We start from the raw sequence: 20,924 nt of genomic DNA on the forward strand, positions 1-20,924 counted from the left end.
GTTTAACAGATGGATGTGAATACGCTGATTTCCCAGTATGGCTACTGGGCACTGTTTATTGGTTGTCTGGCTGAGGGTGAGACATTTACGCTGTTGGGCGGTGTCGCCGCACATGAAGGCCTGCTGCATTTCGGCTGGGTGGTGCTGGTGGCGATGTGTGGGGGTGTTCTGGGTGATACTGCGCTGTTTTTCATTGGCCGCCGCTACGGTGAGCCGATCCTCCAGCGTTTCAAAAAACATCAGCAGCAAATTGAGCGTGCTAACCGCCTGATACGCAAACGTCCGGTGCTGTTTGTGATTGGCGTGCGCTTTATGTACGGACTGCGCATTGTCGGGCCGATTATTATCGGGGCCAGTCAGCTCTCGCCGCGCAAGTTCCTGCTCTTTAACGCGATTGGCGCCGCACTGTGGGCGCTGATTTTTGTTTCGCTCGGTTATCTCGGCGGCCAGGTGATTGCGCCGTGGCTGCATCAGCTTGACCATCATCTCAAGCACCTTTTCTGGCTGCTGCTGGCGGTGGTGCTGGTGTGGGGCATACGCCTGGCGGTGAAACACCGCCATAAAAAGCATCAGTAGTGGTCGACCTTCAGTGGTCGACCTTCGTTTCCAGTCGGCCAGCGCAGTCGGCTCCATTTTGGTCGGCCGGCAACACTGACCAGACTCTTCGGGCAGCCCCCGGCGCGGGATGACCGGAAAAAGGTCATCCCCGACGAAATGTGAATACCTGACCAGTTGCGGTCCCTATTCCCCCCCCGGCAACTGCCGGAAAAAATCCGCATAGGTGGGCGCGCGCACCTGCTCCAGCACCGCGGCTAATTGCGCCAGGGGGGCATCCGACCAGTCAACACGCACATCAATGTCGGCATAAGCACGACGATCCCAGACCTTTAGCGCCGCAGAACGAATGCCACGCTCATCCCCTCCGGCCTGATGCGCAGCATTGAGCGCCGCCAGCATCCGATCGGCCAGCGGCAGACGGTGCGCCGCTGCAAACGCAGTCTGCATCGCCGTCAGGACCTGTTCACTGACCAGCATATTGCCCGCCACGGCCAGCTGCGGGCCCGCCATGCTGCTGAAGCAGCGCCCGCACAGGTTGCCGCTCCAGTGCGCGGTCGCTCCGGCATTATCGATAATCAGCAACTGCCGCCGCTCACGCGCATCATCTTCCTTCAGCAACAGATGCAGCGTCTGTTCTGCCGTCAGCCCCTCAGCCAGCAATGCCAGCCCGCGACTGCCGTACAGTGGATTGGTCAGCGCCTGCGTGGCAATAGCACCCGTACGGGCGCGGCCATGGATCACCAGCGCACCCACGGCCGGGCCGCCCGTGGCCGTGGCCGCCGCCAGTGCGCCACTCTGTGGATCGCGTGCCACAATAGAAAAGGTCATTGCACCCTCCTTCTGCCAGGCAGATCAAATTTATATGGATAAATTATTGCACTTAACGCTATTTATACGCATAAATAACAAACAGGACAAACTTTGTTCATCCGCACGTCACACCGTGCGCTGACCACTCTGCTTAACGGGGACCACCATGTTCACATCGCTACGCACCGGGTTGCACTGTCTTTCCCTCTGCCTGGGCCTGCTGGCCCTGGCACCCCAGGCCGGGGCAGAATCTCCCCCCGGCGTGCTAATTATCGGCCAGGTGGCAGAGCCACAGTCGCTCGATCCTCAGGTCGCTACGGCCGCTAACGATTCGCGTATTCTGGTCAATATTTACGATGGTCTGGTGCGCAATGCGCCGGGTTCACTCTCGATTGAACCGGCACTCGCCAGCCGTTGGGAAATCAGCCCGGACGGCTTGCGCTATACCTTCCATCTGCGTGAAGGCGTCACGTTCCACGACGGTACGCCGTTCAATGCCGATGCGGTGAAATTTACCTTTGAACGCATGCTTAACAAGCAACATCCGTACTATCACACCGGCCCCTTCCCGCTGAGTTTCTTCTTCTCTTCCATCGATACCATCACCACCCCGGATGCACAAACGGTGGTGTTTACGCTGAAACAACCCTTCGCCCCCCTGCTCTCCAATCTGGCGACCCCTGCCGGGCTGATTGTGTCTCCGGCAGCGGTGAAGAAATATGACAAAGACGTTGGTCGCCATCCGGTCGGCACCGGGGCCTTTCGTTTTGGCGAGTGGCAGGCCAACCAGCGCGTGGTGCTGACCGCCAATAAAGACTACTGGGACGGCGCACCGAAGCTGGAAGCCGCCGTGTTCCGTCCGATTACCGATGGCAACACCCGTACCGCGGAGATGCTCTCCGGCGGCATTGATGCGATGGTGGAAGTGCCACCTGACACGGTAAAAACCTTCGCCGATAACCCGCAGTTCAAGATGCACCAGGCGGTCGGCCCGCACGTCTGGTTCCTGCTGCTGAACACCAAAGAGAAACCGTTTAACGATAAGCGCGTCCGCCAGGCGGTGAACTACGCCGTGAATAAGCAGGCACTGGTCGATAAAGTCTTGCAGGGATCGGCACAGGTTGCCGATGGCCCGATCCCTTCAGCATTTACCTGGGCGGCGAATAAAGAGGTCAGCCCGTATCCTTACGATCCAGAAAAGGCCCGTGCGCTGCTGAAAGAAGCCGGGGCAGAAGGAGCTACGCTGAATTTCTACGTCACAGAAGGGGGATCAGGGATGCTTGATCCGATCCCAATGGCCACCGCGATTCAGGCCGATCTGAAAGCCGTGGGCCTCAACGTCACTATTCAGACCTGGGAGTGGAACACCTATCTGGCCAAAGTGAATGCCGGGCTGACCCCGCAAACCCAGATGGCAGAGATGGCATGGATGACCAATGACCCGGATACCCTGCCGTTCCTCACCCTGCGGCGCGATGCGTGGCCGGATAAAGGCGGCTTTAATTCCGGTTATTACAGCAATCCCGAGGTCGATAAGCTGCTGGATGAAGCCCGTAGCAGCAGCGACCAGCAGACGCGCGGTGCACTGTATCGCCAGGTCCAGGCCCTCGTTCACGATGATGCGCCCTGGCTGTTCGTCGCCAACTGGAAGCAAAACGCTGTGACCACGCGCCAGGTGCAGAATTTTGCGCTGCAACCTAACTTCAACCTGATCCTGCATCAGGTCAGCAAACCCTGACGGAGGCCGCCTGCCATGTGGAACTATTTACTGCGGCGATTGATTGGCATCATCCCGGTGATTATCGGCCTGTCGCTGATTGTCTTTCTGCTGATGGCGATGATCCCCGGCAACCCGGCACAGGCATTGCTCGGCGCATTTGCCACACCGGAAAATGTGGCGCGCGTCAGCGCCGAACTGGGGCTGAATAAACCGCTGTGGCAGCAGTATTTCATCTGGGTCAACAACCTGCTGCACGGCGATTTTGGTCGCTCCTATGTGCTGAACCGCCCGGTGATCGATGAAGTGCTGGAACGCCTGAGCGCCACCCTGTTGCTGGGCGGCTGCGCGCTGTTGCTGAGCGTGATCCTCGGCCTGCTGGCGGGTGTCACCTCGGCGGTACGCCAGTTCGGCTGGGGCGACAAACTGATCACCCTGCTGGTGTTGATCGGCATTTCCCTGCCCTCGTTCCTGATCGGCCTGCTGATGATCATGCTGTTTGCCGTCAGCCTGCGCTGGTTCCCGGCCTCCGGCATGTTCGCGATTTATGGTGGCGGCGATGCATGGGACCTGCTGCATCATCTGACGCTGCCCGTCATCACGCTGGCAATTGTTGCCACCGGGGTGATTGCCCGCCTGACGCGCACCGCGATGCTGGAAGTGCTGCGCCAGGATTACATCCGTACGGCACGCGCGAAAGGCGTCAGCGAGCGCCGGGTGATATGGCGTCACGCCTTTCGCGTGGCGCTGGTGTCGGTGATCCCGGCGATCGGTATTCAGGCTGGCTTTGTGCTGGGCGGTGCGGTGTATATCGAAACCGTGTTCCAGTGGCCGGGCCTGGGCGCGATGCTGGTGAAAGCCGTCTCGACCCGCGACCTGCTCCTGGTTCAGGGCGGCGTGCTGGTCGCTGCCATTGCTTACGTGCTGATTAATCTGCTGACCGACATCGTTCAGGCCTGCCTCGACCCGAGGGTAAAATCATGACGACTTCCACTACCCTGCCCACGCGCCGCTCCAGCTGGTCGCTGTTACTGCACAACCGCCTCGCCGCGCTGGGATTGCTGCTGCTGGCAATCACCTTAACCGCGGCCTTTATCGCCCCGCTGCTGCCGTTGCCGGACCCGGATGCCACCGACCTGCTGCAACGTCTTGCTCCACCGCTGACGCCGGGCCACCTGCTGGGCACCGATGCGCTGGGCCGCGATATGTTATCGCGCCTGCTGTGGGGCACCCGGGTTTCCGTTGCCGTGGGCCTGAGCGCCACCCTGCTGGCCGCCGTATTCGGCACGTTGATCGGCCTGATTGCCGGCTACGCCGCCGGGCGCACCGACAGTATCCTGATGCGCCTGATCGATATGATCATGGCCTTTCCCTATATCCTGCTGGCGCTGGCGATTGTCGCGGTGCTCGGGCCAGGGCTACTGAATGCGCTCTATGCCATCGCGCTGGTCAATATTCCGTTCTTTGCCCGTAATGTACGTGGTCTGACCCTTGGCCTGCGCAGCCGTGATTTTATTCAGGCAGCCAAACTGTCGGGGAAAAATCATACGCAGATCCTGTTAAGCGAAGTCCTGCCAAACGTACTGCCGCTGATCGTGGTGACGCTCTCCACCACCATCGGCTGGATGATCCTTGAAACGGCCGGGCTCTCCTTCCTCGGTCTGGGCACGCAGCCACCGGATGCCGATCTCGGCTCGATGCTGGGCCAGGGGCGCAACCAGCTGTTTATCGCCCCCCATGTTGCCCTGGTGCCGGGCGTGATGATCTTCCTGCTGGTGATCGGTTTTAACCTGCTGGGAGATGGCGTGCGTGACCTGCTGGATCCGCGTCTGAAGTCCGGCGCCCTGCTACGCTCACAGGCAATGACCACCGTTGATCGTGCAGCGGTCGCCCCGCGTGCTCATCCTGATGCGCTGCTGGAAGTGGTGGATTTACAGGTGGCGTTCAGCCGTGGCAGCCATCGGGTGCCCACGGTAAAAGGCGTCAGCTTCCATGTGCAGGCGGGTGAATGCCTCGGGCTGATTGGCGAAAGCGGCTCCGGTAAAAGCGTCAGCGCGCTGGCGATTATGGGTCTGGTGGCTTCGCCACCCGGTGTGATCACCGGCGGTAGCGTCTGGCTGGAGAATGAGGAGTTGCTGTCTCTCTCTGCCACCCAGATGCAGCAACGCCGTGGTGTACGCGTGGCTTATATCTTCCAGGACCCGCTGACGTCACTGCATCCCCAGATGCGCATTGGTCAGCAGCTGGTCGAAGCGATTCAGTGCCACCAGCCGCTAAACGCCGCGGCAGCACGCGCCAAAGCCATTACGCTGCTGGAAGATACCGGCATTCAGCAGGCGGCAGAACGCTTTGATGCCTGGCCTCATCAGCTTTCCGGCGGCCAGCGTCAGCGCGTGGGCATTGCAATCGCCCTCGCCAACGATCCGCAGGTGATTATTGCCGATGAACCCACCACGGCGCTGGATGTCACGGTGCAGGCGCGTATCCTCGCCCTGTTGAACGAACTGCGTCACAAACGCGGGCTGGCCCTGCTGTTTATCACGCATGATTTTGCCGTGGTCAGTGAGATGTGTGACCGGGTAGCGGTAATGCGTCAGGGTGAGATTGTGGAAAGCGGTCTCACCGCCACGGTATTACAGGCTCCTCAACACGACTATACCCGACGACTGATTGCCAGCGTGCCGCAGCGCGGTCAGGGCCGCGCCTTCCTGCAACAAATCCGCCAGCTACACCAGCAGGAGACCTCTTCATGAAGAACGTGATTGAAGTGAAAAATCTGATAAAAACCTACCCGGGTCAGGGAGGATGGTGGCGACGCAGTAACGCCGTTGAGGCGGTAAAAGGCATCAGTTTTGATCTCTGCCAGGGGGAAACCCTTGCCGTGGTCGGTGAAAGTGGCAGTGGAAAAAGCACCCTCGCCCGTATGCTGGTCGGGCTGGAATCCCCCACGTCTGGCAGCCTGACCCTACAGGGTGAAGAGGCCAGCCTGCTGGCACAGCGTGGCGTGCAGGCCTTTGGCAAAACCATTCAGTATGTGTTTCAGGACCCGGTGGCATCGCTCAATCCGCGTAAAACCATTCGCCAGATCCTGAGCGTGCCGCTGCGGCGGCTGTGTGGTTACTCTGCGCGTGAGTGTCTGCCGCGTATGCAACAGCTGCTGGCGGCGGTCAATATGCCTGCCGATGCCCTGAACTGTTATCCTCATGAGTTTTCTGGCGGTCAGGCGCAGCGGCTGGCGATTGCCCGTGCGCTGGCGGCAGAGGCACAGATTCTGGTGCTGGATGAACCTGTCTCTGCGCTTGACGTCTCAGTACAGGCACAGGTTCTGCTATTGCTGGAGGATCTTAAACAGGAACTGGGTCTGTCTTATCTGTTTATCAGCCATGACCTGGCCGTGGTGGAGTCGATTGCCGACCGCGTTGCAGTGATGAATTCTGGTACTATCGTCGAATGCGCCGCCACGCAGACGCTGTTCAGTGCGCCTGAGCACGAATACAGTCGTCAACTGCTGGCAGCCGCGCCAGCCTGGCAGGCCACGCCGCCCAGCGTTCAGCCCACTCTCTGACATACAGGTGACCATGTCTTCAGTATCAACGCCCCCCGAGGCAGTAAAGCGTAAACGCACCGACACCATCATTGATGCCATCAAGCAGAGCATTGTGGATGACAACCTGCTGCCCGGCGATCGCCTGCCGCAGGAAAAAGATCTGATGGTGCGGTTTTCCGCCGGAAAAAGTACGGTGCGCGAGGCGCTGAAGGCGCTGGAAGCGCAGGGGCTGATCCGCACACGTACCGGACCTGGCGGTGGTGCGTTTATCGACAGCATGCCGGAAAACCGTGCCATGAGCCTGCTGTCGAATTATCTGTTTACCCGTGAGCTGAGCATCAGCCATATCTATGCGCTGCGTAAAACGCTGGAACCGCAGGTTGCGGTCAGCGCCATCGGCCAGATTGATGAGGCGGGTTTTCAGCAGTTGCATCAGTTGATTCGTATCTATGATCACCCGCCCGCCAGTGAGGAAGAGCGCTGGGAGCAACGTATGGCCGAGCTGGATTTTCACAGTGTGGTGGCGAGTTATTCGACTAATCCGCTGCTGGCCTTTTTCTGTCGCTTTCTGCAACGTCTGCTGAAAGATCTGGCGGTGTGCAAAGATATTTATCAGCAGCCGCAGCCCGTCGATCGTCGCCAGGGCATCGAATATCAGTATCAGTTGATTGATGCGCTGCGCCGTGAGGATGTCACCGCGGTGGAACGCATCATGCGCGATCATATGCAGCATGCTGAGCAGGCGATGCTGTTGCTGCAGGCGACGCTGGAAGAGCGTTTTTTACGGGATGATAGTTGAGTGAGGGTCAGGCATGCCTGACCCCTACGAAAGATTACGGTTGTAGTAGACGAGTGGCATGCCTGACCCCGGCGAAAGATTACGGTTGTAGTAGACGAGTGGCATGCCTGACCCCTACGAAAGATTACGGTTGTAGTAGACGAGTGGCATGCCTGACCCCGGCGAAAAGATAGTGCGGTTGTCGTAGGGGCGTGGCATGCCGCGCCCATCAGCCAAAACAACCGCTATAGTTAAACGATGAATAAAATCAAACGAAAGATTGAAGACCACGGCGTCATTGGCGATCTGCGCACCTGCGCACTGATCGCCAATGACGGAACCCTCGACTACTTCTGCTGGCCCAACCTCGATAGCCCCTCGGTATTCAGCGCCCTGCTCGACAGCGATAAGGCGGGCTTATTCAGCCTCAGCCCCGACTGGCCCGATGCGCGTCGTATGCAGCTCTACCTGCCCGATACCACCCTGCTACAAACCCGCTGGCTGGACGATCTGGGTGTCGTGGAAGTGACCGACTATATGCCGGTATGCCAGCGGGAAGACCGCCAGCCGCGCATAATTCGTCGGATTAATGTGGTGCACGGCAGCGCCACCATCAACCTGCGCTGTGCGCCTGTCCATGATTATGCCCGGGCAGAAACCCGCGCCACTCTGCAATCAGGAGGCGTGATATTCCACGCAGAAGGTCAGCCCACGTTACGCCTGACGGGCGAAGTGGACTTTGCCCTGGAAGGTGCCGCGGCGGTCGCCCGCTTCACCCTACAGGAAGGGGAATCGCGCGAGTTTATTTTCGGGGGCGATGAGGATCCGCAGCGTGAAGAAGAAGGTACCGAAAGCTGCTTTGATGCCACGCTGGCGTTCTGGCGGCAATGGAGCGCGCAGAGTAGCTACCAGGGACGCTGGCGGGAAATGGTGAACCGCTCGGCGCTGACGCTGAAGCTGCTGACCTCCTGGCAACACGGTTCGATTGCCGCTGCTGCCACGTTTGGCCTGCCGGAAGAGCTGGGTGGTGAACGGAACTGGGACTACCGCGCCGCCTGGATCCGTGATGCCTCCTTCAGCATGTATGCCCTGATGCGCCTCGGCTATGTCGATGAAGCAAAACACTTCACGCACTGGGTCAGCCGCTGCGTTGAGAACAGTCACAACGACGTTGAAAAATTACAGGTGATGTACCGCATCGACAGCGGCACCGAGCTACACGAAAGCGAACTGCTGAACCTGTCCGGCTATGCCGGTTCCACCCCGGTGCGCATTGGTAATGATGCCTGGCGCCAGTCGCAGCTGGATATCTACGGTGAGTTGATGGACGCCATTTATCTCGCCAACAAATACGGCGAAGCGATTTCCCAGCGCGGCTGGAGCCACGTCAGCCGGATGATTGACTATGTGGCCGACCACTGGGAGCAGCGTGATGCCGGCATCTGGGAAATGCGCGGGGAACCGCAGCACTTCCTGCATTCACGCCTGATGTGCTGGGTAGCACTCGACCGTGCAATACGTCTGGGTGAAAAGCGATCGCTGTCAATGCCTGCCGAACGCTGGACCGCTGCCCGGGATGCGATCCGCAGCGATATCTGGGAGAATTTCTGGCATAAAGAGGCGGGTCACTTTGTCGCCACCCGTCACGGCGAGTTTGTTGATGCCTCAATGCTATTGATGCCGCTGGTGCGCTTTGTCGGGGCGACCGACCCGGACTGGCTGGCAACGCTGGATGTGATTAAAGAGAAGCTGGTCAGTGATGGAATGGTGCGCCGCTACAACGTCAGCGAAACCCCGGCCGATGGCCTGCAGGGTGAAGAAGGCGCCTTTGCCGCCTGCTCTTTCTGGTACGTTGAGTGCCTTGCGCGTGCCGGGCGGCTTGATGAAGCACACTTTGAATTTGAGAAGCTGCTAAATTACGCCAACCCCCTCGGCTTGTATGCGGAGGAGTTTGACAGTCGCGGTCACGCGTTAGGCAATACGCCTCAGGCGCTCACCCATCTGGCCCTGATCAGTGCTGCCTTTTTCCTTGACCGGAAACTGAGTGGGAAAGATCCGCTCTGGCAACCCTGAAATCAGGACGATGCATCGCAGAAACAGAATGATGCATCGCAAAAATGGTCGTATTGCAGACAATTTATCGTAAAGATAGTTCAACAGGGAAAATCCTGGTTTCATCCGGGGCCATAATGCACATATAATGTGCAGCCGGTCACAGTTGGCCAGTATTAGGTCGTTTATCAACAGTCTACATGGCGCTACACCTGAAATTACTATGAAAAAGAACATCCGTGCGTTAGTCACCTTGATTCTGGCCGCTGCGGCTTTCAGCCACTCTGCCTTCGCTGTGGTTTACCCTCTTCCGGCCGCCAACAGCCGCCTGACCGGGGAAAATCTGGAAATTACCATCCCGGAAGACAGCAAACTTCCGCTGGAAGCTTTCGCTGCTCAGTACCAGATGGGTCTGAGCAACGTTATGGAAGCGAACCCAGGCGTGGACGTTTATCTGCCGAAAGCAGGCAGCAAACTGATCATTCCTCAGCAGTTGCTCCTGCCTGACGCTCCGCGTGAAGGCATCGTGATCAACAGTGCGGAAATGCGTCTGTACTACTACCCGAAAGGCAGTAAAACCGTGGTTGTGCTGCCTATTGGTATCGGCGAACTGGGCCGTGATACACCGGTAAACTGGACGACTACCGTTCAGCGCAAAAAAGATGGCCCGACCTGGACCCCAACCAAGAAGATGCATGAAGAGTACGCCGCGCGCGGTGAATCTATGCCTGCGGTCTTCCCGGCTGGCCCGGATAACCCAATGGGTCTGTATGCGCTGTACATCGGCCGTCTGTATGCCATCCACGGCACCAATGCCAACTTCGGTATCGGCCTGCGCGTGAGTCACGGCTGTGTGCGTCTGCGTGCTGACGATATCAAATGGCTGTTCAAGAATGTGCCAGTGGGTACACGCGTGCAGTTTATCGACCAGCCGATCAAAGCATCGGTTGAGCCGGACGGTTCGCGCTACGTGGAAATCCATAACCCACTGTCGCAGACCGAAGAGCAGTTTGCTTCACGCGAGCCGGTTCCGTTGACACTGACCAATGCGGTGAACAAGGTGGTTTCAGACGCCAGCGTTAATACCACCGCCATGGAAGACGCGCTGAAAGCACGTTCTGGCATGCCAACCAAAGTGAACGGCGATGCGAATAGCCAGCCTTCTGCTCCGGTTGTAGTGCCTCAGCAGGCAGCCGCTCCGCAGGAAGAGCCAGCCGCCGCCGTTGCCACTCAGGGCGCAGAAGCTCCTGTCACCACTGAAGCCCCTGCCGCTACGGAAGCGCCAGCGACGACTGAAGCACAGGCAGCGACCGATGCGTCAGTACAGGCGGTTCCCGCGCTGACTCAGCCTGGCCCGATCTACAGCACGCCGAAGCCTTAATTCCGCGCAGTAGATATAAAAACCCCCGTGCCGTTAAGGTTCGGGGGTTTTTTATTGGGGCGTTTTTACTGGCGCGAGATAGCCGTCAGGGCTTATCACGCCGCCGCAACACCAGCCAGGCCGCGACGCAGGTGAAAAGCGTTACCAGCATCACCAGCAGGAAAAAACCGTGCGGATTATTGGCCAGCGGCACACCGCCCACATTCATGCCAAAGAACCCGGCCACAAGATTAATTGGCAGGGCCAGCACGGTGATCAGCGTCAGGGTAAACAGGGTCCGGTTACTCTGTTCCAGTTGCTGCGCAGCGATCTCTTCCTGCAACAGCCGGATGCGCTCGGTCAGTCCATTCAGGTCGTTCAGCACCACGGTGAACTCTTCGGTAAACTGACGCAGATCCTGCACCACATGATGGTGCAGCCAGCCCGGCGGGCGATTGATCAGGCGAAACAGTGCCGCCGGTTCCGGCGCCAGCAGGCGCTGGAAACGCAGCAATGTGCGGCGCAGGCGCCCCAGTTCACCACGATTACTTTTTATATGCTGCCCGAGCAGGCGCTCTTCTATCTGATCCACATACTGATTCGACTGGCGCACAATCAGCGCCAGCACCTCTTCCTGTTCCGCCAGCAACTGAGCCAGCAGCCCGGTCGACGAACGCAGCTCCAGCTGGTCCAGCTTACTGACTAACCGTTCCACCAGCCGCAGCGGTTTAAAGCGGGCGCTGACCACCAGCCCATCGCGACACCAGATCCACAGCGTAGCGCTTTCGTCGCTGGTTTCCCGTGCGTTGAAAGTAACATCGTTCAGTACCGCCATCAGCGCATCATTCTGTCGTTCTATACGGGTGCTGTGCGACCCCTGCTGGATTTCGTCAAAGAAGTCTTCATCAACACCAAAGTGGGTTTTCAGCCAGCGGGCGGCGGCGGCATGGTTAAGATTAACGTGCAGCCAGAGAAAGCTGCCCTCAACGGCTCCGCTGGCCCAGGCCTCACAGGATTGCTGAACGGTCAGGCTTTCGGGTGCGTGATCCTGAACAAAGCGGTAGCCATAAATCAGGCCGGAAACATCATCACTGAAGTCCGGTTTTTGCCGCAGTAACGGCAGGTGTTGCGTCATTCGTTTTTTTCCGGTTCGGGCGCGTTATGGCGATAGTCTTATCCTGCCGTATGCCGATGACAGTTTTGTTACCGGAGCGACTGTTCGCGCAGAAATCCCTCACGGATGTCATTTTCCTGTCACACAGAGTGCGTATTACCAGAGGATAAATTGATGAACCTGCCTGAATGGCTATTTTCACCACATGACCGGGAGAACGACGTATGGCGATGCAAGGTAATGATTTCTCAGCTGAGAATATTCACCATCGTCTGCTACAGGAATTTTACGACAGCTACGACGAAGAGCTGGAAATGGAGCTGGACGATCTGCGTTTTGGCGATGACAGCAAGATGGAAGAAGGCGAGAAAGCCTGGCGTAAACACTATTTCCGCGAGCTGCTAAGGCTACAGGGCGAACTGGTGAAGATGCAGGACTGGGTGATGCGCACCGGGCACCGCATGGTGATTATCTTTGAAGGCCGCGATGCCGCGGGCAAAGGTGGCGTGATCAAACGTATTACCCAGCGTCTGAACCCCCGTACCTGTCGTGTGGCTGCCCTGCCCGCCCCCAACGACCGTGAACGTACACAGTGGTACTTCCAGCGCTACATTGCACACCTGCCTGCGGCGGGCGAAATGGTGCTGTTCGACCGCAGCTGGTACAACCGCGCAGGCGTTGAGCGGGTCATGGGTTTTTGTAATGAACAGGAAGTGGAAGAGTTTTTCCGCAGCGTACCGGAGTTCGAGAAGATGCTGACGCGCAGCGGGATCCAGATCGTTAAATACTGGTTCTCTATCACCGATGAAGAGCAGGAACTGCGTTTTCTCAGCCGCATTCACGATCCGCTGAAGCAGTGGAAGCTCAGCCCGATGGACCTGGAAAGCCGCCGCCGCTGGGAAGACTACACCGAAGCCAAAGAGATTATGCTGTCGCGCACCCACATTGACGAAGCGCCGTGGTGGGTGGTCCAGGGCGTGGATAAAAAGAAGGCGCGCCTGAACTGCATCAGCCACCTGCTGCGCCAGGTGCCGTATGAGGACAGCGCCTTAAAACCCATCACCCTGCCCAGCCGTGAGCGCAACGAGGATTATCACCGCACCCCGGTGCCGGACGATATGATTGTGCCGGAAGTGTACTAAGCCTGTCGGGGCAATGTGTTATTGCCCCGGATTAGCACACTGACCATGATTAACAGGGCCAGCAACACCACCCCTGCCGCCGCCAGATAGATACTGTCCACGCCCCAGTGCCCAATCAGCAATCCGGCAATCGGCCCGGTAATGCCTAATCCACAGTCGAGAAACGCGGAGTAAAGCCCCAGCGCCGATCCCTGATTTTGTGGCTGAACCCGACGGATCGCTTCCACGCCCAGCGCCGGGAAGATCAGCGAGAAACCGCTGCCGGTAAGAAATGCCCCCAGATCCACCAGCCAGATCGAACCGGCCTGCCAGATTAGCAGCAATCCTACGCATTCAATGGCAAAGGAGACCAGCGAAACACGAATGGCCCCGTAGCGCGCAATGCTGTTGTTAAACAGCAGGCGCATGAGAATAAAACCGATGCTGAACAGGGTCAGGGAGAACGCCGCACCGTTCCAGCCATGATGGGAGAAGTAGAGCGTAATAAAGGTGGCGATAGTCCCAAACCCGACCGTGCCTAATCCCAGGCAAAGACCATACAGCCAGATTTTTCCAAACACCTGGTTGAAGGGAATGCGCTGCCCCACTTGTACCTGAATCGCCGGGCGTTGGGTCGCCAGCCAGTAGCCAAAGGCGGCCATCAGCATGATCAACACGGCAAAACCGGGGATGCCGAACAGCGCATTGAGCATCACGCCCAGCGGTGCCCCCATTGCCATTGCCAGATAGGTCGCCACGCCATTCCACGAGATTACCCGAGCACTCTGCACGGTGCCCACCACATTGATGCCCCAGAGGATCGATCCGGTGGCAGTGAGGCTTTCACCAAAGCCTAATACCACGCGCCCCACGGCCAGCAGCAGCAGACTGGTGAGCGGTGAGGCATCCATCAGCACCGCTAGCAGGGTAAACAGCCCGCTGGCACCACAGAGGATCAGCCCCACCAGCACCACTTTTTTCGGCCCCAGCAGATCGGCATAACGCCCGGCCTGCGGTCGGCTGATCAACGTGGCGAAATATTGCAGGCTGATAATCAGCCCGGCAATAAACGAGCTGTAGCCCAGCTGGTTATGCACGTAGCCCGGCAATACCGCCAGCGGCAGGCCGATAGACAGGTAGCAAAAGAAGGTGAAGATCACGACAGAGATAATACGTTTGTTCAGTTGGGCATTGGTTAACGCCGGGATTGCGGACATAGCGGAGCCAGAAAAAGATACGATATGTGTCACATTATACGCTTAGCTTGCTAACAGATCCCGATCAGTTTAGAGACAAGTTATGTCCGTGAGAGGAAAGAGGGTTGATGCAGATGAGCAGGCAGAGGCTGGCCTGTGGGCCAGCCATTAACAGAGGGTTAGCCATTCACGGAACCAATCACCCGCGCAATATCCGCGGAGGTTTGCAACACGCGCACCTGCATAAACAACGGTGAGGCTTCTTCATACTCTTTACGCAGATACCCCAGCCACTGTTTGATACGCGCCACATGATACAGTCCGGTATCGCCCTGCTTCTCCAGGAGCACATACTTTTTCAGCAGTTGAACAACCTGCGGCCACGGCATCCGCGGTTCGTTGTATTTGATCACCCGGCTGAGATTGGGCACATTCAGCGCACCGCGCCCGATCATAACGGCATCACATCCCGTGGCCTGCATACAATCCTGCGCACTCTGCCAGTCCCAGATTTCACCGTTGGCAATCACCGGAATCGACAGCCGCTGACGAATCTCGCCTATCGCCGCCCAGTTTATCGCCTCAGCGCGATAGCCATCCTCTTTGGTTCGGCCATGTACCGCCAGCTCCGTGGCGCCAGCCTGCTGCACCGCATCGGCAATTTCAAACTGCCGCGCACCGGAATCCCAGCCCAGCCGGATTTTCACCGTGACGGGGAGATGGGCAGGCACGGCGGCACGCATCGCCTTCGCGCCCTGATAAATCAGCTCGGGATCTTTTAATAACGTTGCCCCACCGCCGCTGCCGTTCACCGTTTTTGACGGGCAACCACAGTTGAGATCCACGCCCCAGGAGCCCAGCTCGACGGCACGCGCGGCATTCTCTGCCAGCCATTGCGGATACTGCCCAAGCAGCTGAATACGCACACGGGTGCCTGACGGCGTGCGGCTGTCATGATCGAGTTCGGGGCTGAGGCGTTGGAAACATTTCACCGGCAGCAGTGCATCCACTACCCGCAGAAATTCGGTAATACAGAGATCGTAGTCGTTGACGTCGGTCAGCAGTTCACGCACCAGCGAATCGAGAACGCCTTCCATCGGGGCAAGTAATACGCGCATGGTAAACCTGTGGGATGGGTGAGCAAAGGGGGAAGCGGGCGCTTCCCCCTGATTAATTAGCCGTTGTTCGCCGGGTTAGAACGACGTGGGCGGGTTTTGTTGACGCGTGGTGCGCCAGCGTTACCGCCTTCAGGGCGAGCGCCGCGTGGGGCTCCTGCACTGCTGCCATTCGCATTACCCTGACGACGTTCGCCGCCATTGCCGCCGCCGCCGTTACCGGTACGACTGCCGCTGGCACTGCGATCGCCACCGCTGTTACTGCGTTGACCCTGGCCCGGGCCGCCACGACCACGTCCACCGCCGCCACCGGCTCCGCCACGCTGCTGCTGGCGACCGTTGATGATCGGTTCTGCTTTGATGCTTGGGTCTGGCTCGTAGCCGTCAATCGCCATACGCGGGATTTCACGCTTCAGTACGCGTTCGATATCACGCAGCAGCTTCAGCTCATCCACACACACCAGTGACAACGCTTCACCCACTGCGGCCGCACGACCGGTACGACCAATACGGTGTACATAGTCTTCCGGCACGTTTGGCAGTTCGTAGTTCACTACGTGTGGCAGCTCTTCGATATCGATACCACGGGCAGCGATATCCGTTGCCACCAGCACACGAATTTTGCCGTCTTTAAAGTCGCTCAGTGCACGGGTACGTGCGCCCTGGCTCTTGTTACCGTGAATAGCAGCAGACGTGATGCCGTCTTTATTTAACTGTTCAGCCAGATGGTTAGCACCGTGCTTGGTACGGGTAAACACCAGCACCTGCTGCCAGTTGTCACGACCAATCAGGAACGATAACAGCTCGCGCTTACGTTTCTTATCAACCATATGCACATGCTGCGTCACCTGCTCAGAAGCCGTGTTGCGGCGCGCCACGGACACTTGTTCCGGGTTGTGCAGCAGTTTTTCCGCCAGGGTTTTAATCTCATCAGAGAAAGTGGCAGAGAACAGCAGGTTCTGACGTTTTGCAGGCAGTTTTGCCAGCACGCGACGGATGTCGTGGATGAAGCCCATATCCAGCATACGGTCCGCTTCGTCCAGAACCAGGATTTCCACCTGAGACAGATCAAGAGCGTTCTGGTGCTCAAGATCCAGCAGGCGACCCGGGGTCGCGACCAGCACATCCACACCACCGCGCAGTTTCATCATCTGCGGGTTGATGCTCACGCCGCCGAAGACCACCAGCGAACGCATATCCAGATATTTACTGTATTCCTGCACGTTTTCGCCCACCTGAGCCGCCAGTTCGCGGGTCGGGGTCAAAATCAGTGCGCGCACCGGGCGACGGCCTTTAGGGTGCGGGTTGTTGCTGCTTAACAACTGCAGCAGTGGCAGGGTGAAACCTGCGGTTTTACCGGTACCGGTCTGTGCGCTGGCCATCAGGTCGCGGCCAGCAAGGACTACCGGGATAGCCTGGCGCTGAATAGGCGTCGGCTCGTTATAGCCCTGTTCTGCAACAGCGCGCAAAATATCGGCGTTAAGGCCGAGAGAATCAAATGACATAAAGTTGACTGACTCCGGATCCGCCCTGACCGCATAGCGGTGTAGTTTCCAGGGGGAGAGTTGACGCCAGGATCATTCCTGACGCTTGAATGAGAGCACAAACCACGGTGCGTAAGCCGGGCATTATAACAGATCCCTACGCTGCACAGGGAGTTATTCTTATCGTGTTATCCGAAAATGCGCTACAGCCTGTAACAGTGCACAAACGATCGCTTGCTGTTGCATACAACGCATTAACGTAACAACACTTTTGTCATGCAGGAGGTTTATGAAGTGATGACGGCCTTGGTGACACTGCAGCACGTGGTGGTCGTGGTGGTATTGCTAACGCTGGCAGAGTGATTGAAACGACGGAGAGAAAGGCCATAAAACAGACGGGCCACCGAAGTGGCCCGTTGGGGTTTAGCGTGGGCGCTGACTCGGCTGCACCCGCTCTTTCACCAGCAGGGAGACCAGCGCAGGGCCAGCTAACATAACGACCCCTGCGGCACACAGCAGCAGGTTATTATGGATGACTCGTGACAGCACCAACAGCACCAGCATTGCGGCACCAAAATAGTAAGTGGTGGTCACGTCTTCCAGAAAATCGCCAATACGCCGCAGACGCGGCAAACGCTGGGTCAATAACATCGCGGCAAACACGCTGACATACATCGCCAGTAAAATCGTGCTGACCTGTAACAAGGCCTGATGTTTCCACCCCCACACCAGCGCAGCAATCAGCAGCAGGTGCAGTGCGATATGTACGCAGTTTTGTCCGGTGACAATCTGAATACGATTAGACCATTTCATGCTCTTCTCCTGGCAACCTCCGTTAAAGGTTACCCAAGCGGGTTACTGACACAGGCCAGTAACATATTTCCTCAGACTAACGTAGTTTTCGGATTATGCTGCAAATTAACGCATATCCCGCCACACTTTTGTGACAAAGACTACACTTTATCCTTCATTAGTTATGAAGGTAGCGTCATCAGTATGTCACAAAAAGCGCAAGGATTTTCATTTAAAGTCCTGACGATCAATACACATATGGGTTTTAACGCCTTTAACCGTCGCTTTATTTTGCCTGAACTGCGTGATGCCGTTCGCAACACCGGGGCGGATATTGTGCTGTTACAGGAAGTGATGGGCAGCCATGCGTTGCATCAGTTACGCGTTGCTGACTGGCCTGAAACCCCTCATTACGAATTTCTGGCGGATACCATGTGGAAAGACTTTGCCTATGGGCGCAACGCGGTCTATCCGGAGGGGCATCACGGCAACGCCGTGTTATCACGTCTGCCGATCGTCGATTATCAAAACCGGGATATCTCTGTTGCGGGCACGGAAAAACGCGGCATTTTGCATTGCCAGATTCAGGTGCCGGACTCCCCCGTTACGCTGCATATTCTCTGCGTACATCTTGGTCTGCGCGAGGCGCACCGTTCGGCCCAGTTGCGCATGATGTGTCAGCTGGTCAATGAATTGCCGCCGGAAGCGCCGGTGGTGATCGCCGGCGATTTCAATGACTGGCGCCAGCGGGCGAATGCCATTCTGAAGCGTGAGGCGGGGATGGAAGAGGTATTCAGCCGCAAAAATGGCCGTCCGGCTCGCACCTTCCCTGCCCGCTTTCCTCTGCTGCGGCTTGACCGTATCTATGTGCGCAATGCGGGCATTAGCCATCCGCAAACCATCCCGTTACGCCCGTGGGCACATCTCTCCGATCATGCCCCGCTCGCCGTGGAGATCCACCTATGAATCTGAACTGGCGTGAGGGCAACCAGATTACGCTGCTGGAAAACGGTGAAGAATTTTTCCCCCGGGTATTTGGGGCGATCCGCCGCGCACAGCACAGCCTGCTGCTGGAGACGTTTATCCTGTTTGAGGATGACGTGGGTAACGCCCTCCATGAGGAACTGCTGGCGGCCGCGCAGCGCGGGGTGAAAATCGAGATGATGGTGGATGGTTATGGTTCACCGGATCTGTCGGACACATTCGTTCACAGCCTGACGTCGCTGGGGGTACGTTTTCTCTATTATGATCCGCGTCCGCTGGTGCTGGGGATGCGCACCAATCTGTTCCGCCGCCTGCACCGTAAAATCGTGGTCGTCGATGGTACGATCGCTTTCGTCGGGGGCATCAACTATTCCGCAGAGCATAACGCCAGCTTTGGCCCGCAGGCCAAACAGGATTATGCCGTTGAGGTGAAAGGCCCGATTGTTGACGATATTGCACACTATGTGCAGCAGGAGATCGGCAGCGAACAAAAACATTACCGCTGGTGGGGACACCGTTCTCACCGTCCGGCGCACAATGCCACGCCAGGGGATGCCCAGGCATTGCTGGTTTATCGTGATAACCATCAGCACCGCGATGATATTGAACAGCATTATATCGAAATGCTGAAAAATGCCAGACAGGATGTGATCATCGCCAATGCCTATTTCTTTCCCGGCTATCGCCTGCTGCGTGAGATGCGTCAGGCGGCGCGGCGCGGAGTGCGCGTGCGCCTTATCGTGCAGGGCAAACCGGATATGCCGATTGTCAAAGTGGGTGCCGAGCTGCTGTACAACTACCTGGTGGAGGGCGGCGTGGAAGTCTATGAGTATTGCCGTCGCCCGCTGCATGCCAAAATCGCGGTGCAGGACAGCCAGTGGGCAACGGTGGGCTCCAGTAACCTTGATCCGTTGAGTCTGTCGCTAAATCTGGAAGCTAATTTAATGATCCACGATCGTGCATTTAATCAGCAGGTGCGTGATAACCTGGAGGGCTTGCTGTCAGCCGACTGTCAGCGGGTGCAGGAAAGTCAGCTACCGTCACGCAGCTGGTGGCAGCTCACTAAAAATGTGGTGGTGTTCCACTTTCTGCGCCACTTCCCGGCAATTGCAGGCTGGCTGCCGGCCCATACGCCGAAACTGGCCCAGGTACCTCCACCGGTTCAGCCGGAGATGGAAACTCAGGATCGCGTTGAACCGGAAAACGAAGGGGCAAAACCCTGATGGCAACCTCCTCGTTACTCTGGAAACGTACGCGAAAAGTCCTCACCTGGCTGTTTTTTATCGCGGTTATTGTCCTGTTGGTGGTCTACGCCCGCCAGGTGAACTGGGCCGATGTCTGGAATGTGGTGGTCAATTATAACCGGCTGGCCATTTTAGGCTCAGTGGCGCTGGTGGTGGTCAGTTACCTGACTTACGGTCTGTATGACCTGATCGGCCGCGCCTACTGCGGACATAAGCTGGAAAAACGCCAGGTCATGCTGGTGTCGTTTATCTGTTACGCCTTTAACCTGACGCTCAGTACCTGGGTCGGAGGGGTAGCGATGCGCTATCGCCTTTACTCACGGCTGGGCCTGGACGGCAGCACCATTACGCGCATCTTCTCACTGAGTATCGCGACTAACTGGCTGGGTTATGTACTGGTGGCCGGCGTGGTGTTCAGCGCCGGCATGGTCAGCGTGCCAGGCGGCTGGTTTATCGGTGCCGGCACCCTGCGTATCACGGGCTTCGCACTGCTGGCTTTTGTGGTGGCGTATCTGGCGCTGTGTGCATTCTCAAAAAAACGGCGCTGGACGATCAAAGGACAGAAGCTGGCGCTCCCGTCACTGCGAATGGCGCTGATTCAGTTTGCGGTATCCAGCGCCAACTGGCTGGTGATGGGCGCCATTATCTGGCTGCTGTTAATGCAGAAAGTGGATTTCCCGCAGGTGCTGGGCGTATTGCTGATCAGCAGTATTGCCGGGGTAATCATTCATATTCCGGCCGGAATTGGCGTGTTGGAGGCGGTGTTCCTGGCGTTATTGCGTGGTGAACCGATTTCGCATGGTGCGATTATCGCCGCGCTGCTGGCCTATCGAGTGCTCTATTTTATTGCCCCGCTGCTGCTGGCGCTGGTGCTGTATTTATGGCTGGAAGGCCGGGCGAAATCGTTACGGGCAAAGAATTTGTCAACGTAGTGATAGCGGGTCAGGCATGCCTGACCCCTACGTGAATTCAGATACGCGCCTGACACCTGCGTGAATTCAGATACGCGCCTGACACCTGCGTGAATTCAGATACGCGCCTGACACCTACGT

At 57.6% G+C, this 20,924-nt stretch carries 18 protein-coding genes; 12 read left to right on the forward strand and 6 right to left on the reverse strand.

Features of this window, described 5'->3' with window-relative positions:
* Positions 1–9: 9 nt before the first annotated feature.
* Positions 10–576 carry a DedA family protein gene (locus FVB43_RS23910; RefSeq protein ID WP_133841152.1) on the forward strand — a complete coding sequence of 189 codons (567 nt, stop codon included), beginning with the start codon at positions 10–12 and terminating at the stop codon, positions 574–576.
* A gap of 165 nt (positions 577–741) precedes the next feature.
* On the opposite strand, the gene FVB43_RS23915 is transcribed toward FVB43_RS23910, so the two are convergent.
* Complete coding sequence (locus FVB43_RS23915) at positions 742–1,386, reverse strand: DUF1028 domain-containing protein (protein ID WP_159338080.1); 645 nt, start codon at positions 1,384–1,386, stop codon at positions 742–744.
* A gap of 148 nt (positions 1,387–1,534) precedes the next feature.
* Between FVB43_RS23915 and FVB43_RS23920 the strand changes: the two genes are divergently transcribed.
* From FVB43_RS23920 to FVB43_RS23950, 7 genes are all read left to right on the forward strand, one after another.
* The gene (locus FVB43_RS23920) at positions 1,535–3,106 is read left to right on the forward strand and encodes an ABC transporter substrate-binding protein (RefSeq protein WP_167864899.1); all 1,572 of its coding nucleotides are present in this window, start codon (positions 1,535–1,537) and stop codon (positions 3,104–3,106) included.
* A gap of 15 nt (positions 3,107–3,121) precedes the next feature.
* A complete protein-coding gene (locus FVB43_RS23925) occupies positions 3,122–4,069 on the forward strand; it encodes an ABC transporter permease (protein ID WP_167864900.1) in 948 nt (315 codons plus the stop codon).
* Entirely contained in the window at positions 4,066–5,838 is a 1,773-nt protein-coding gene (locus FVB43_RS23930; protein WP_167864901.1) for a dipeptide/oligopeptide/nickel ABC transporter permease/ATP-binding protein, read from the forward strand. The genes FVB43_RS23925 and FVB43_RS23930 overlap by 4 nt, the downstream gene beginning before the upstream one ends.
* Positions 5,835–6,650, forward strand: coding sequence for an ATP-binding cassette domain-containing protein (locus tag FVB43_RS23935; protein WP_167864902.1), 816 nt, complete (start codon positions 5,835–5,837; stop codon positions 6,648–6,650). Before FVB43_RS23930 ends, FVB43_RS23935 begins: the two co-directional genes overlap by 4 nt.
* Positions 6,651–6,663: 13 nt before the next feature.
* On the forward strand, positions 6,664–7,431 hold the full coding sequence (locus FVB43_RS23940; protein WP_133841158.1) for a FadR/GntR family transcriptional regulator: 768 nt from the start codon (positions 6,664–6,666) through the stop codon (positions 7,429–7,431).
* Between the two features lie 237 nt (positions 7,432–7,668).
* A complete protein-coding gene (locus FVB43_RS23945) occupies positions 7,669–9,483 on the forward strand; it encodes a glycoside hydrolase family 15 protein (protein WP_133841159.1) in 1,815 nt (604 codons plus the stop codon).
* A 202-nt stretch (positions 9,484–9,685) separates the two neighbouring features.
* Positions 9,686–10,843: a L,D-transpeptidase family protein gene (locus tag FVB43_RS23950; protein ID WP_159338074.1), complete on the forward strand. Its 1,158-nt coding sequence runs from the start codon at positions 9,686–9,688 to the stop codon at positions 10,841–10,843.
* A gap of 85 nt (positions 10,844–10,928) precedes the next feature.
* Here FVB43_RS23950 and FVB43_RS23955 read toward each other — a convergent pair whose 3' ends face one another.
* A complete protein-coding gene (locus FVB43_RS23955) occupies positions 10,929–11,957 on the reverse strand; it encodes a transporter (RefSeq protein ID WP_133841161.1) in 1,029 nt (342 codons plus the stop codon).
* Positions 11,958–12,160: 203 nt separating this feature from the next.
* Between FVB43_RS23955 and ppk2 the strand changes: the two genes are divergently transcribed.
* Positions 12,161–13,078 (forward strand): polyphosphate kinase 2, encoded by a 918-nt coding sequence (ppk2, locus tag FVB43_RS23960; protein ID WP_133841162.1) that lies wholly within the window; start codon positions 12,161–12,163, stop codon positions 13,076–13,078.
* Here ppk2 and FVB43_RS23965 read toward each other — a convergent pair.
* From FVB43_RS23965 to FVB43_RS23980, 4 genes are all read right to left on the reverse strand, one after another.
* Positions 13,075–14,274, reverse strand: coding sequence for an MFS transporter (locus tag FVB43_RS23965; RefSeq protein ID WP_133841163.1), 1,200 nt, complete (start codon positions 14,272–14,274; stop codon positions 13,075–13,077). The genes ppk2 and FVB43_RS23965 overlap by 4 nt on opposite strands.
* A gap of 158 nt (positions 14,275–14,432) precedes the next feature.
* Positions 14,433–15,371, reverse strand: a complete 939-nt coding sequence (gene dusC / locus FVB43_RS23970; RefSeq protein WP_133841164.1) for a tRNA dihydrouridine(16) synthase DusC — start codon at positions 15,369–15,371, stop codon at positions 14,433–14,435.
* A 56-nt stretch (positions 15,372–15,427) separates the two neighbouring features.
* Complete coding sequence (gene rhlE, locus FVB43_RS23975) at positions 15,428–16,873, reverse strand: ATP-dependent RNA helicase RhlE (RefSeq protein WP_133841165.1); 1,446 nt, start codon at positions 16,871–16,873, stop codon at positions 15,428–15,430.
* Positions 16,874–17,275: 402 nt separating this feature from the next.
* On the reverse strand, positions 17,276–17,665 hold the full coding sequence (locus FVB43_RS23980; RefSeq protein WP_133841166.1) for a YbhQ family protein: 390 nt from the start codon (positions 17,663–17,665) through the stop codon (positions 17,276–17,278).
* 183 nt (positions 17,666–17,848) lie between these two features.
* Between FVB43_RS23980 and FVB43_RS23985 the strand changes: the two genes are divergently transcribed.
* From FVB43_RS23985 to FVB43_RS23995, 3 genes are read left to right on the forward strand one after another with little or no spacing between them, the layout of a single operon-like run.
* Positions 17,849–18,610: an endonuclease/exonuclease/phosphatase family protein gene (locus tag FVB43_RS23985; protein WP_133841167.1), complete on the forward strand. Its 762-nt coding sequence runs from the start codon at positions 17,849–17,851 to the stop codon at positions 18,608–18,610.
* Complete coding sequence (gene clsB / locus FVB43_RS23990) at positions 18,607–19,851, forward strand: cardiolipin synthase ClsB (RefSeq protein ID WP_133841168.1); 1,245 nt, start codon at positions 18,607–18,609, stop codon at positions 19,849–19,851. Before FVB43_RS23985 ends, clsB begins: the two co-directional genes overlap by 4 nt.
* Positions 19,851–20,804 (forward strand): lysylphosphatidylglycerol synthase domain-containing protein, encoded by a 954-nt coding sequence (locus FVB43_RS23995; protein WP_133841169.1) that lies wholly within the window; start codon positions 19,851–19,853, stop codon positions 20,802–20,804. Before clsB ends, FVB43_RS23995 begins: the two co-directional genes overlap by 1 nt.
* Positions 20,805–20,924 lie beyond the last annotated feature (120 nt).

The sequence above is a fragment of the Erwinia rhapontici genome (assembly GCF_012271765.1).
GTDB lineage: Bacteria > Pseudomonadota > Gammaproteobacteria > Enterobacterales > Enterobacteriaceae > Erwinia > Erwinia rhapontici.

Coding starts and splice junctions, on each gene's coding strand:
- FVB43_RS23985 (WP_133841167.1), top strand. CDS start 17,849: ATGTCACAAAAAGCGCAAGGATTTTCATTTAAAGTCCTGACGATCAAT.
- FVB43_RS23965 (WP_133841163.1), bottom strand. CDS start 14,274: ATGTCCGCAATCCCGGCGTTAACCAATGCCCAACTGAACAAACGTATT.
- FVB43_RS23925 (WP_167864900.1), top strand. CDS start 3,122: ATGTGGAACTATTTACTGCGGCGATTGATTGGCATCATCCCGGTGATT.
- FVB43_RS23915 (WP_159338080.1), bottom strand. CDS start 1,386: ATGACCTTTTCTATTGTGGCACGCGATCCACAGAGTGGCGCACTGGCG.
- FVB43_RS23920 (WP_167864899.1), top strand. CDS start 1,535: ATGTTCACATCGCTACGCACCGGGTTGCACTGTCTTTCCCTCTGCCTG.
- FVB43_RS23930 (WP_167864901.1), top strand. CDS start 4,066: ATGACGACTTCCACTACCCTGCCCACGCGCCGCTCCAGCTGGTCGCTG.
- clsB (WP_133841168.1), top strand. CDS start 18,607: ATGAATCTGAACTGGCGTGAGGGCAACCAGATTACGCTGCTGGAAAAC.
- FVB43_RS23980 (WP_133841166.1), bottom strand. CDS start 17,665: ATGAAATGGTCTAATCGTATTCAGATTGTCACCGGACAAAACTGCGTA.
- FVB43_RS23935 (WP_167864902.1), top strand. CDS start 5,835: ATGAAGAACGTGATTGAAGTGAAAAATCTGATAAAAACCTACCCGGGT.
- FVB43_RS23945 (WP_133841159.1), top strand. CDS start 7,669: ATGAATAAAATCAAACGAAAGATTGAAGACCACGGCGTCATTGGCGAT.
- ppk2 (WP_133841162.1), top strand. CDS start 12,161: ATGGCGATGCAAGGTAATGATTTCTCAGCTGAGAATATTCACCATCGT.
- rhlE (WP_133841165.1), bottom strand. CDS start 16,873: ATGTCATTTGATTCTCTCGGCCTTAACGCCGATATTTTGCGCGCTGTT.
- FVB43_RS23950 (WP_159338074.1), top strand. CDS start 9,686: ATGAAAAAGAACATCCGTGCGTTAGTCACCTTGATTCTGGCCGCTGCG.
- FVB43_RS23995 (WP_133841169.1), top strand. CDS start 19,851: ATGGCAACCTCCTCGTTACTCTGGAAACGTACGCGAAAAGTCCTCACC.
- FVB43_RS23910 (WP_133841152.1), top strand. CDS start 10: ATGGATGTGAATACGCTGATTTCCCAGTATGGCTACTGGGCACTGTTT.
- FVB43_RS23940 (WP_133841158.1), top strand. CDS start 6,664: ATGTCTTCAGTATCAACGCCCCCCGAGGCAGTAAAGCGTAAACGCACC.
- FVB43_RS23955 (WP_133841161.1), bottom strand. CDS start 11,957: ATGACGCAACACCTGCCGTTACTGCGGCAAAAACCGGACTTCAGTGAT.
- dusC (WP_133841164.1), bottom strand. CDS start 15,371: ATGCGCGTATTACTTGCCCCGATGGAAGGCGTTCTCGATTCGCTGGTG.